Origin of the sequence: Neoroseomonas lacus, from assembly GCF_014644535.1 — a bacterium.
In the GTDB taxonomy this organism is placed as follows: domain Bacteria; phylum Pseudomonadota; class Alphaproteobacteria; order Acetobacterales; family Acetobacteraceae; genus Neoroseomonas; species Neoroseomonas lacus.
On record NZ_BMKW01000002.1, the window covers coordinates 187,313 to 199,589 of the forward strand.

Annotated in this window: 11 protein-coding genes; 2 read left to right on the plus strand and 9 right to left on the minus strand. The window is 70.1% G+C overall.

From position 1 onward, the window contains the following. Positions 1-18 precede the first annotated feature (18 nt). The 4 genes from IEY36_RS04290 to IEY36_RS04305 form a co-directional block, all read right to left on the minus strand. Positions 19-942, minus strand: a complete 924-nt coding sequence (locus IEY36_RS04290) for a class I SAM-dependent methyltransferase (RefSeq protein WP_188965698.1) — start codon at positions 940-942, stop codon at positions 19-21. Further along, a complete protein-coding gene (locus IEY36_RS04295) occupies positions 939-2,111 on the minus strand; it encodes a glycosyltransferase (RefSeq protein ID WP_188965699.1) in 1,173 nt (390 codons plus the stop codon). The genes IEY36_RS04290 and IEY36_RS04295 overlap by 4 nt, the downstream gene beginning before the upstream one ends. 325 nt (positions 2,112-2,436) lie before the next feature. Continuing rightward, positions 2,437-3,666: a bifunctional glutamate N-acetyltransferase/amino-acid acetyltransferase ArgJ gene (gene argJ, locus IEY36_RS04300; protein ID WP_188965700.1), complete on the minus strand. Its 1,230-nt coding sequence runs from the start codon at positions 3,664-3,666 to the stop codon at positions 2,437-2,439. Positions 3,667-3,704: 38 nt separating this feature from the next. Then, positions 3,705-4,661: a peptidylprolyl isomerase gene (locus IEY36_RS04305; protein WP_188965701.1), complete on the minus strand. Its 957-nt coding sequence runs from the start codon at positions 4,659-4,661 to the stop codon at positions 3,705-3,707. Positions 4,662-4,973: 312 nt separating this feature from the next. On the opposite strand from IEY36_RS04305, the gene secA reads away from it, so the two are divergent. Both secA and IEY36_RS04315 read left to right on the plus strand, forming a co-directional pair. Beyond that, complete coding sequence (secA, locus tag IEY36_RS04310) at positions 4,974-7,718, plus strand: preprotein translocase subunit SecA (RefSeq protein ID WP_188965702.1); 2,745 nt, start codon at positions 4,974-4,976, stop codon at positions 7,716-7,718. A gap of 2 nt (positions 7,719-7,720) precedes the next feature. After that, entirely contained in the window at positions 7,721-8,194 is a 474-nt protein-coding gene (locus tag IEY36_RS04315) for a hypothetical protein (RefSeq protein ID WP_188965703.1), read from the plus strand. Positions 8,195-8,518: 324 nt separating this feature from the next. Here the strand turns inward: IEY36_RS04315 and IEY36_RS04320 are convergent, their stop codons facing one another. The 5 genes from IEY36_RS04320 to IEY36_RS04340 all read right to left on the minus strand — a co-directional run bounded on the left by IEY36_RS04320 (position 8,519) and on the right by IEY36_RS04340 (position 12,184). Continuing rightward, positions 8,519-9,274, minus strand: a complete 756-nt coding sequence (locus IEY36_RS04320; protein WP_188965704.1) for a hypothetical protein — start codon at positions 9,272-9,274, stop codon at positions 8,519-8,521. 334 nt (positions 9,275-9,608) lie between these two features. Further along, on the minus strand, positions 9,609-9,923 hold the full coding sequence (locus tag IEY36_RS04325) for a hypothetical protein (RefSeq protein ID WP_188965705.1): 315 nt from the start codon (positions 9,921-9,923) through the stop codon (positions 9,609-9,611). A gap of 124 nt (positions 9,924-10,047) precedes the next feature. Next, positions 10,048-10,833 carry a DUF4394 domain-containing protein gene (locus IEY36_RS04330; protein WP_188965706.1) on the minus strand — a complete coding sequence of 262 codons (786 nt, stop codon included), beginning with the start codon at positions 10,831-10,833 and terminating at the stop codon, positions 10,048-10,050. A 128-nt stretch (positions 10,834-10,961) separates the two neighbouring features. Continuing rightward, entirely contained in the window at positions 10,962-11,648 is a 687-nt protein-coding gene (locus IEY36_RS04335; RefSeq protein ID WP_188965707.1) for an anti-sigma factor, read from the minus strand. Continuing rightward, positions 11,645-12,184 carry a sigma-70 family RNA polymerase sigma factor gene (locus IEY36_RS04340; protein WP_188965708.1) on the minus strand — a complete coding sequence of 180 codons (540 nt, stop codon included), beginning with the start codon at positions 12,182-12,184 and terminating at the stop codon, positions 11,645-11,647. The genes IEY36_RS04335 and IEY36_RS04340 overlap by 4 nt, the downstream gene beginning before the upstream one ends. Positions 12,185-12,277 lie beyond the last annotated feature (93 nt).

Consider the following 12,277-nt stretch of genomic DNA (forward strand, 5'->3'; position numbering starts at 1 on the left):
GCGAGGCCGCCGCCCTCGTCAAGGTTTGCGGGCCACCAGCAACACGAACATGGGCGGGGCGTTGCGCGGAAGCGGCAGCAGCGCCGCCGCCACCCGCCCCAACAGGAATGACACCGCCAACGCCACATACCAGGACCGCCGCGCGGCGAACCAGGGCCCCTCCGGCCGCGTCTTCAGCGGCGCGAGCCGGCCCATCCAATGGATCAGCGGCTGGGCCGCGACCGGCGCGAGCGGCCGCACTTCCTCGACCACCAGGCCCAGGCTGTCGGCCAGCGCCCGCATCGCGCCTTCATTCCACCAGGACAGATGATGCGGCGGCGCGTTGAAGACGAAGTTGGGGATCGCCGTCATCGCCGAGGGCCAGATCGGCGCCCCCAGCATCAACAACCCGCCAGGCTTGAGGCAGCGCACCATCGCCGCCGCCATGGCGCGCGGCTCGGCGACATGCTCGATCACCTGGAAGGCGCAGGCGGCGTCATAGGTGCCCTCATGCGTCGTGGCGTGGACGTCCAGGCTTTCCGCCCGGACCTCCCCATCATGCTCGGCATAGGCGCCGGCGTTGGGGTCCAGCCCAACATAGCGCGCCGCGGGGATGTGCCGGGCGAAGGCGCCGGCGCCGGCGCCGACCTCCAGCACCGCATCGCGGGGTCGGATACGCGCGGCGGCATGGGGGTATTCAGCGCGGTCCCGCCCGGCTGCCCGCACCCGGCCGCCGGCATCGAGGCGGCGATACAGCGCATCGTAGAAGGCCCCGTCCCCCGCCTCGGCCGGTGCGAAGAACACCAGCCCGCAGGGTGCGCGATACAGGCCGATGCGCCCGGCCGGCGACGGCGTCGGCGCCACCCCGAAGACGCGGCGCCACAGCCCGCGCAACAGGGCGGGCGAGACCTCCTGCACCAGCTCGGCCGGCGCGGCGGTGATCGGGCAGACGCCCGGCGTCACGCCGCGTCGCCGGGGGTGCGGCGGTGCAGCACGCGCACCTGTTCCGGCCCCAACACCTCGTAATCAATGTGACGCCAACGGATCACCCGCGTCCGCGCGCTGGTCCAGAACAGCGATGCAGCGGCCGGCGCGGTGACCGGGGCGAGTGCCCCCAGTGCCAGTTGCGCGAGCCGCGCGGCCACGCCTTCACGGATGCCGACCGCTCGCGTCACCCGATCATGCAAGGCGGCGCGCAACAGCCCCACCGACGCGATCGCCGCCAGGAAGCCGAGGGCCACCGCATCCCCCGCCACGCCCAACAGCGCGACCGGCAGGGCGAGCGCCTCGGCATGCAGCGCCACCCCCAGCCACACCCACAGCGAGGGTACATAGACATGCACGATCTGCAATTGCCTGGTCTTGAAGGCGATCGCCTCGCGGTCGCCGCCCTCGGGCGGGGTGGGCAGCAGCACCGCGCGGCGCGTCAGCACCCGCAGCCCCAGCGCCCGCGCCCGCCGGCTGATCGCGCCGTCGGTCGAGAAGGTGCGGCTCAGCGCCCCCGGCAGGTCCATGCGGGCGAAGGCGTCGCGGGAGACCGCCACCGAGCCGCCCCAGACCAGCCCCGAGGCCAGGAAGCGCGGCCCCAGCGCCAGCGAGCGGTCGAGCCACGCCACCACGTGCCGCCCCGGCCCGGCGCCATCGAGCGCATGCCACCGATAGCCGGTGACGACATCTGCGGCCCCGTTCATGGCGGGCGTGGCGAGCCAGGACAGCCAATGGTCCTGCGGCAGGATATCGGCGTCGAGCAGCACCAGCGCGTCGTCGCCCGCGTCCACCCGCGCGCAGGCGGCCATCATGTTGGTCGCCTTCTGGCTGCGCGTGTCGTCGAGACCGGCAATGACGATTTCGACCGGGAAGGGCAGCAGGTGTTCCAGTTCGCGGACCTGGTCGAGCGCCGGGTCGGTCTCGGCCTCCACCGCCACCAGCAGGCGGCGCGGGCGCAGGGTCTGCCGCGCCAGGGCGGCGAAGAGCTGCGGCAGGCCTTCGGTGCGGCCGGTGACGGCGAGCAGCAGGGTGACCTGGCCGGGGACCTCGATGGCGGGGGGGCGGAAAAAGCGGATGAACCAGATGACGCCGGCAAGCCAGGCGAGTGTGGCCAGCAGGGCGGTGGTGCCGAGGGCGATCGTCATGGGGCGTGCGAAGGTTGGAGGGGCGCCGCCCCTCCAAGCCACCCCGCCAAAGGGCAGTGCCCTTTGGAATGCCGTCTGTTGGCGATGCGCGCCGTCGTCAGCATGGATGCCAAGGCGCATCCTTGTGCCCGCCGTGTGGCAGCGTGGTCGTCCTGCCGACCGGGGCCAGACACCAGTTGCCTAGCCAGCCGAATCGCTGCGCGGTCGCCCGCCTCGGCTACGCTCCCCGCCCAATCCCTTAAGTCGAGGGTTCCAAGGGCCCCAAGCCCTTGGCGGGTGGGGTCCGGGCAGGGCAGAGCCCTCCCTGGTTCCGCCCGTGCCTGCACTAGCTCCGATACGACCCGTTGATGTCGATATAACCATGCGTCAGATCGCAGGTCCAAACCGTGGCCTTGCCCTTGCCGAGCCCAATATCGACCGTGATCTCCACCTCGCGCCCCTTCATGTGGGCGACGACCGGCGTCTCGTCATAGCCTTCGACGACGCCGCCATCGCGCGCCATCCACACACCACCGACCGCGATCGACAGACTGTCGCGGTCCGCCGGTTCGCCCGACTTTCCCACCGCCATGACGATGCGGCCCCAATTGGCGTCCTCGCCGGCGATGGCGGTCTTCACCAGCGGCGAATTGGCGATGCACATGCCGATCTTGTGCGCGGACCGCGCGGTGACGGCGCCCGTCACGTCGATGCGGATGAGCTTCTGCGCCCCCTCGCCATCCCGCGCGACCATCAGCGCTAGGTCCATCAGCACCGCATTCAACGCGCGGGCAAAGTCCTTCAGCATGGGCCCGCCCTCGGCCGGCACGCGGGGGTGCTTGGCCGCACCCGTCGCGAACAGCAGCACGGTGTCCGAGGTCGAGGTGTCGGAATCCACTGTCACGCAGTTGAAGGACTTGTCGCAGCCCTTCTTCAACATCGCCTGCAGTGCCGCCGCCGGGATCTTCGCGTCGGTCGCCAGGAAGGACAGCATCGTCGCCATGTCCGGCGCGATCATGCCCGAGCCCTTGGCGATGCCCGCGATGGTCACCGTCGTCTCGCCGATCACCGCGGTATGCACCGAAGCCTTGGGGAAGGTGTCGGTAGTCATGATGGCGGCCGCAGCGGCGGTGAAGCCGGCCTCGGTCGCCGCGTCGAACACCTTGGGCAGGGCGCCGACCAGCTTTTCGGTCGGCAGACGCTCGCCGATCACGCCGGTGGAGGCGAGAAACACCTCCTTCGGCTTGCAGCCCAGGATTTTCGCGGTCGCCTCAGCGGTCTTCGCGCAGGTCTCGCGCCCGGCCTTGCCGGTGAAGACGTTGGAGTTGCCCGAGGTCACCACCAGCCCGCGCGCCTTGCCCGACTTGAGCGCCGCGCGGGACCATTCCACCGGCGCGCCGGGGCAGCGGTTCTTGGTGAAGACGCCAGCGACGGTCGTACCGGCCGGAAAAGCCATGGCCATCACGTCCTCACGGGCGCGATAGCGGATCTCCGCCATGCCGGTGGCGACGCGCACGCCGGGGATTGGCGGCAGCGCCGGCATGGGCAGCGCGAGGGGGGAGACGGGATGGGCCATCGGGCGCGTCCTCTGGTTTCTTGCCTGAACGTCGGGTCTCAGCGGCGGATCGGCCCGCCTGGCCGGGCAGCGGGGGCCGCCGGGGCGGGCGGCTCGGCGCTGTCGGTTGGGCGCGGGGCGGAACCGTCGAGGTTGAAGCGCTCGATCCGGGCAGCGGCGCGGGCGCGTTCGACCGCCCCCTGCACCTCGGCCTGCACCAGCTGCTGGCGGATCGTCTGGGCGACCTCATCGAAGGGCGGCGGGGCGGCCTGGCGGCGCTCCTCCACCTTGATCACGTGCCAGCCGAAGGGCGACTGCACCGGATTCTCGCTGACCTGCCCGGCCTGCAGCGCGAAGGCCGCATTGGCGAATTCCGGCACCATGTCGCCGCGGCGGAAGAAGCCGAGGTCGCCGCCCTCGGCCGAACCCGGCCCGGTCGAACGCCGCCGCGCGACATCGGCGAAATCCGCCCCGCCGCGAACTTCCGCCAGCGCCTCGCGCGCCGCGGATTCGGTCGGCACCAGGATGTGGCGCGCATGCACCTCCTCATCGGCCGGGCGGCTGGCGATCTGCTGGTCGTAGCGGGCGCGCACCGCCTCGTCGCTGATGCGGCTGGCGAGCTCGGCGGTCAGCCAGGCCTGCTGGAGCTCCTGTTCCTCCGCGCGGCGGATGCGCGCGCGCACCGCCTCATCCCGGTCGAGCCCGGCGCGGCGGGCCGCCGCGGTCACCGCGCGCCCGGCGATCATTTGGTCGAGCAGCAGCGGATAGAGCACCTGCGGCGGCGTGCCGCGCAGTTCCTGCGGCAGTTCCTGCGCCGCGGCGGCGAGGTCGGCCATGGTGATCGGCTCGCCGTCGACCCGGGCGAGCACGGTATCGCCCGCCGGGGTGGCGGGGGTCGCTGCCTGCGAGGGCGCGGGAGCCGGCTGCTGTGCACTGAGCGGCTGGGCGGCGCAAAGCGCCACCGCGAGGGCAAGGCCCGCACGAAGGGGATGGGCGGGACGGCGGCGCGGGGACATGGAACCTCGGGGGCGGGAAGGGCAGGAACATGGCCGATGCGTCTGGGGGCGACAAGGTGACGGCATGCCCACCGGCGGGATAACTTGCCGTAACATCGCGGAAACCGCCGCGTCAGCCGGCGAAAAAGGCGCCCGCCTCGCGGGGCCGCGGCGTTGACCCACCCTGTCCGCCCGCCTATCTGTCCCGGGGTCGCGTTGCACCCTGGCCGGAGCCCTGATCGGTCCAGCCGGGCGCTGCGCGTCCCGAGTCCATGCCCCCCGGTGGGGGCGCGCTCGACCGGGCACCCAGCCCGACGGAGACCGACACCCCCGATGTTCGCCCGCCTCGCCGCCGCCATCTTTGGCACCTCGAACGACCGCGCCCTGAAGCGCTACCAGGGCCGCGTGCCGGCCATCAACGCGCTTGAACCCGCGATGGAGGCCCTGTCGGACGAGGCGCTGGCCAACCAGACCGTGGTCTTCCGCGAACGCCTCGCCAAGGGCGAGACGCTGGACGACATCCTGCCCGAGGCCTTCGCCACGGTGCGCGAGGCCGCGCGCCGGGCGCTGGGGATGCGCCATTTCGACGTGCAGATGATCGGCGGCATGGTGCTGCATGACGGCCGAATCGCCGAGATGAAGACCGGCGAGGGCAAGACCCTGGTCGCCACCCTGCCGGTCTATCTGAACGCGCTGCCCGCCAAGGGCGTGCATGTCGTCACCGTGAACGACTACCTCGCCAGCCGCGACGCGGAGTGGATGGGCAAGCTGTACGGCTTCCTCGGCCTGACCACGGGCGTCATCGTCCATGGCCTGACGGATGAGCAGCGCCGCGACGCCTATGCCTGCGACATCACCTACGGCACCAACAACGAATACGGCTTCGACTATCTGCGCGACAACATGAAGTACCGGCTGGAGGACATGGTCCAGCGCGACTTCGCCTATGCGATCGTCGACGAGGTCGACAGCATCCTAGTGGATGAGGCGCGCACGCCGCTGATCATCTCCGGCCCCTCCGACGACAGCTCCGACCTCTATCGCCAGGCCGATGACGTGGTGAAGGAGCTGGTCAAGGACCCGGCGACGATCGAGAAGGACGAGAAGCAGCGCACCGTCACGCTGACCGAACTGGGCAGCGAGCGTATCGAGCAGATGCTCAAGGATGCCGGCCTGCTGACCGAAGGCGACCTGTACGACATCCACAACGTCACGCTGGTGCACCACGTCAACCAGTCGGTGCGCGCGCATGCGCTGTTCAAGCGCGATGTCGAATACGTCGTGCGCCAGGACAAGATCGTCATCATCGACGAGTTCACCGGCCGCATGATGGAAGGCCGGCGCTATTCCGATGGCCTGCACCAGGCGCTCGAGGCCAAGGAACACGTCACGGTCCAGCCCGAGAACCAGACGCTCGCCTCGATCACCTTCCAGAACTATTTCCGCCTCTACCCGAAGCTCGCCGGCATGACCGGCACGGCGGCGACCGAGGCCGACGAATTCGCCGAGATCTACAAGCTCGAGGTCGTCGAGATCCCGACCAACGTGCCGGTGGCGCGCGAGGATGGCGATGACGAGGTCTATCGCACCGCGATGGAGAAGTACGAGGCCGTCGCCGCCCTGATCGCCGAGGCGCGCGAGCGCGGCCAGCCCTGCCTCGTCGGCACCACCAGCATCGAGAAGTCGGAGCTGATCTCCGAACTGCTGAAGAAGAAGAACGTTCCGCACCAGGTGCTGAACGCGCGCTACCACGAACAGGAAGCCGGCATCGTCGCCCAGGCCGGCCGGCCGGGCGCGGTGACCATCGCGACCAACATGGCCGGCCGCGGCACCGACATCCAGCTCGGCGGCAACTACGAGATGCTGGCGCGCCACGAGGCCGGCACCAATGAAGGCCCCGAATACGAAGCGCTGATCATCAAGCACAAGGCCGAGGTCGAGGCGGTGCGCCCGGCGGTGAAGGCGGCCGGCGGCCTGTTCGTCATCGGCACCGAGCGCCATGAATCGCGGCGCATCGACAACCAGCTGCGCGGCCGGTCGGGCCGCCAGGGCGACCCGGGGGCGAGCCGCTTCTTCCTCTCCCTCGAAGACGACCTGATGCGCATCTTCGGGTCGGACCGCATGGGCGGGATGCTGACCAAGCTTGGTCTCAAGGAAGGCGAGGCGATCGTCCATCCCTGGATCAACAAGGCGCTGGAGAAGGCGCAGAAGAAGGTCGAGGCGCGCAACTTCGACATGCGCAAGAACCTTCTCAAATACGACGACGTCATGAACGACCAGCGCAAGGAAGTGTATTCCCAGCGCCGTGCTTTCATGGTCGCCGACAACGTCTTCGAATCCATCCAGGAAATGCGCCAGGAGACGATCGGCGACCTGGTCGCCCGCTGCATTCCCGAGAACGCCTATCCCGAGCAATGGGACCTGGCGACGCTGGAACGCCAAGTGCAGGACGTGCTGAACCTCGACGTGCCGGTCGCCGACTGGGCGCGCGAGGAAGGCATCGACGACGAGACCGTGCGCGAGCGCCTGCAGGAAGCCGCCGACCGCGCCTATGCCGCCCGCGCCGCCAATGTCGGCCCCGACATCATGCGTCAGGTCGAGAAGTCCCTGCTGCTGCAGGTGTTCGACCAGGTGTGGAAGGAACACCTGCTGGCGCTCGACCATCTGCGCCAGGGCATCGGCCTGCGCGCCTATGGCCAGCGCGATCCGCTGAACGAGTACAAGTCGGAAGCCTTCGCGCTGTTCAACGGCATGCTCTCGGACCTGCGCGAGCGGGTGACCTCGCTGCTGCTGCGCATCGAGCTGCGCCCGGATGCGCCGCCACCCTCGCCTGAGGGCCTCGGCTTCATGGACATGCGCCACCCCGACCCGGCGATGGCCGCGGCCGAACTGGAAATGGTCAGTGGCGGCGGCACCACCTACGAGGCCGTGCCGATGGCGATCGGCACCGCCGCGCCGCGCCCGATCGCCGAAGGGGTCGACCCGAACGACCCCTCCACCTGGGGCCGCACGCCGCGCAACGCGCCCTGCCCCTGCGGGTCTGGCAAGAAGTTCAAGGCCTGCCACGGGCGCGGATGAGCATGCGCGCCTGCCTCGCGGCGCTGCTGGCGGCCTGCTTCGCCCTGGCGGCCGGGCCGGCCGACGCGCATTGGGAAAACACCCGATGGGGCATGTCGGAGGCACAGGTCATCGCCGCCCTGCGCGGGTCGGTCCGCGCCCTGCCGCCGGCGGATCGCCGACCCATCCCCGGGGCGCGCATCGAATACCGGGTCGGCGGCGAATTCCGCAGCGGCACCCTGAACCTGCGCGTCGCTTTCGCCTTTGACGGTCGCAGCGGTGGGCTGGTCTGCGTATCGGCCCAGGCCGATGAAATCCAGGGCCCGACGCTGCGGGCCCGGCTCGAACGCCAGTTCGGCGCGCCGCAGGAGCGCGGCCAGGACCCGCCGACCGGCGGGGGGATCGAAACCCTCGGCTGGACTCGGCCCGACGAGATCGATCTGCAACTGGCCCCGGGACGGCCGGCCACCCTGCTGCACTGCGCGCGCGGGGTTTGACGAGGCGCTGCGGCACCGCCGCCGATGCGCGTCGAGCCTCACGCCGCGGACACAGGCGACCGGCCCGCTCTCGTCAATACCGGTGATGAGCGGAGCCTGCCGTGCCGATGTCGCCCCCGACGAGGCCGACATGCTCGTCCACAAGGGCGCCGGAAGGTCGGGCAAGCGGCCTCGCAGGATCACCACGTCCGGCCGGCTGCGTCAGACGAGGTGCGGCCATCGGCGCGCCCGTTAGGCGCAAATTCATCCGCCTCGGATCACCGATGCGGTCGCCACGCCAGGGCATGAACCGTCTGGCGTGTTGCCGACGCCCCACTCAGCCTGTCAGCATCCGTAGGCCTTCATGATGCTCGCAATCTCGCCGACCTGGGTGGCGCTGATCTTCCAGGAACCCGGCAGATGCGCCGAGACCGGACCTGCCTTGATCAAATAGATCGGCGTCGTATCGGACCCGACAACCACATCCGGAAGGTCGTCCGCTTTCAATGCGAGCGTATGGAATTTGGCGCCGGAATTGCGCGCCTCCTCGATCCTTTGCATTTCCTTGATGCAGGCCTCGCGTTCAAAATAGTCGCTTGTCTGAACCTGCAGCAGAATCTTCGATTGGTTCAGGGCCGTCTTCCACATCTCGAACCATGCTGAGTGGACCGCACCGATCGTCAGATAGCGGCCGTCATTCGCCACGCCGATCTGATTGAGAGTGACGTCCCGCTGGAAGGTATTCGGCCCAATGATGGAAACGCCTTCGTTATCCGCACTCATTTGGAATGGATTGACGCCTCCACTATGGCGAATGGCACCAGGTTCCTGTCGTGACGCTACATTATCAAGGTAGATTGCATTTGGAGAAAAGTATCCGAGTTCCTTCATCAACTCGCCCCGGAGCCAATGAGCGAATACGTCGCCACCATTGGTATTTGCGAAGCTGAGTACAGCCTTCGATGCGTCGCCGGTGTAGGGGCTCCGTGACGTTCGGCGCGTCTCCTGTTCTGGCCGCCTGCGCACGAATTGCACGCTGGTCGAGCCGACGCGTGCCATGGCCACCAGAAACAAATCGGTATGCGCCCGATTTCCGGCCAATCCTGCGTATGTCCTGACATGAGCACATGTCCGTGTTCTCAACAACACGCATCCGTGACGATTCACGAGCAGCTGCCGCCCACGCCGCGGCTCGCAGCACCGGCGGGTGCCGCCGAACGCCCGGACGCGGCAACGGTGGCGACCGGAAGAAACACCTCGGCACCGCCACCGCCCGAACGGTCCCGCCCGCAGGCCCGGCCGGGTATCGCCGAAGAAGGCCTGGCCGCCGCATGGTGACCACTGCCCGAACCTTGCGGAACGGCACATGAGGACCTCGGCCAGTGCAAGGCCCGGCGGGGGAAACCGCCCTCACCACCGCCGTCCCGCCCGGCGATCAGCCGTGCGGCGCGGCGGGCACCGCGTTGCGGACATAACCGACCGACCGGTTCTCGCCGCTACCGGTGACGATGACGGTGTAGCCCGGCGTGCGGAAGCCGCCCTCGACCGGGCCGACATGCTCGGCGGTCTGGCTTTCGCCGCTGCCGGTCATCACGCCCGCCGATGTTTGCCGCACCGCCCCCGCGCCGTCCGGATAGGCGACCGAGAGGTTCATGCCGCTCCCGGTCGCGATGGCCTGTTGCGCCGGGGCGCCCTGGGCATCGGCCAGGCCGATGATGGCCACGGCGATCCGCAGGATGCGGCGGTTCATGGTCTTGGTTCCCCGGTTTGATTGATGGATCGGGTCGTCGCTTCCCCCCGGGACGGGCGGCGCGGAGGGGGGCAGTTGCTCCGCGCGGGGTGCAGTCGCGCCCGGTCCCGGGGGTGCGCCGGCATCACCGCATCGCGGCGATGTCGATCACCTCGGCGCCGGGCAGGCCGGTCACCGGGCCCGTGGCGGTCGCCATGCCGGTGTCGAGGTTGACGCCGTGCAGCGTGCCGGCGGCGAGCAGGAAGGTCATGTTGGCCCCCTGCCCGTCCGACAGGATGTCGAATGCGACGCCGGCCGGCAGGCTCGCCGCGAGTTCGCCGCGCGGCTGCTGCACGCCGTCGTTGGGCGGCGCCTGCAGGTTGAAGCGGCGGGTCAGCGTGTCGATCGTGTACAGCGCGGTCTGCTGCGCGCCGGCCATGCTGTTGGTGTAGGCGCCGGCGACGACGCGCGGCGTGGTCTCGGCATAGGGCGTGCCGGCGGCATATTTCACCGCGCCATCGGTCACCGCCTGGCCGGTCTCGACATTCACCCGCAGGTTCACGCCGTTCATGCCCATCAGGCGCAGGCGATTGGCGACCGGGTTGAAATCCACGATGGCGCGACCGCCCGATTCGAAGGCGGTGGCGAGCCGGCTGACCTGCATGGCGCGGCCGCTGGCGACGTCGATCGTGACGATCTGGCCGCGGTCGGTCACGCCATACAGCTTTCCGTCCTGCGGGCGCTGGTCGATGCCGATCAGCCGGCCATCGGTGCCGGTGATGCGGATCGGCGGCGCGGCACGGCGCGTCTCGCTGTCGATCACGACCAGCGCGTTATCGGCGGTCAGGCCGACCAGCGAGGTGGCCTCGGCGGCCTGCGCGGCGGCGATCGTGCCGAAGGCGGCGAGGGTGTAGCGAAGGGTGGTGTTCATGGCGGTCTCTCCGGGTTGCGGCGAGGCCGCCACCGGCCCCGCTGACCGCCTTACGGAGGTAGATGCGGCGCAGATGCGGAGAGAACGTTCACGAGTTTGCGAGGCCGTATTCGGAGAGGCAGCGCTCCCTACGCCCCGCGGGCCGCCGCCAGTCGCCCGATGAACAGCACCGGCCCGGTCGGCCGCCCCGTCGGCGACCCGCCGGGCGGTTCCAGCGAGATCTCGATCAACATCCCCGGCTCCGGCCGGATGCTGGACGGCGTCACCGTCAATCGCCCCTGCGCTGCCGGGATCAGGCCGAGCGAGGTCGGCGCCGTCGCCCCCTGCGGCAGTGCCCAGAGCTGCATCACCCGGTCCGCCGGCACCGGCTGTGGGTTCAGCGAGGCCAGGCGCAGCGCCCCGCCATCGGCTTCCACCAGCCAGGCCGGCTGGTCGCGCTGGGTCAGCAGCACGGTCATCAGCCGCTCCTCGGGCACTGGGCGCAGCAGCAGCAGAGCGGCAAGGCCGGCCGCGACCATGCTCGCCCCCAGCGCCCAGAAGCGCCAGAACGGCGAGGCCCGCGCGGCGGCAGGCGCCGGCGCGGCCGGGCGATCGAGGGTTGTCGCGATGCGGCCCCACAGCCCCGGCGGCGGCGCTTCCGGCACGGCGAGAGCGGTCAGCGGCGACAGCCGCGCCTCCCACGCCGCCACCATCTCGCGCAGCGCGGCGTCGGTCTCCATCGCCTGCTCGACCTGTCGCGCCGCGCGAGCATCCAGCGTGCCGAGAACGTATTCCGCAGCCAGCGCGTCGCGTTCGACGGGATCGGTCGGGATCACGCCAGGCACTCCTTCAGCGACTGCAGGCCGCGGCGGATCCAAGACTTCACCGTCCCCAGCGGCGTGCCGAGACGCTCGGCGATCTGCGGGTGCGACAGGCCATGCACGAAGGCGAGGATGATCCCGTCGCGGTTCTTCGGTTCAAGCCCGTCGAGGCAATGACGCAGCCGCTGGCCCTCGACGCTGGCCGAGAGCCGTTCCTCGGCCTCCGGCGCCACTGCCTGGTCGCCGAGCGCGGGGTCGTCGGTCGGGACCTCGCGGCCGCGGGCGCGGATGATGTCGAGCGCGGCATGGCGGACGATAGCGCCGAGCCAGGCCTCCGGCGCGCCACGCGTCGCGTCGAACTGCGCGGCGCGGCGGGCGATGCGGATGAAGGCGTCCTGCAATGCGTCGGCGGCGGTGTCGCGGTCGCGCAGGATGGCGTTGGCGACGCCGAACAGCCGCACCGACTGGCGTTCATAGACCGCGCGCAGGGCCGCCCTGTCGCCCTCGGCAACGGATGTCAGCAGGGTGGAAAGGTCGGTCTCGGCATCCATGCGGCGCGCGAACAGGCCATGCCGCCGTGCGCCTGGTCAAGCGCAATGACCCATTGCGCCGGGGCCCCGCCGCACCGATCATCCCCGCCAGCA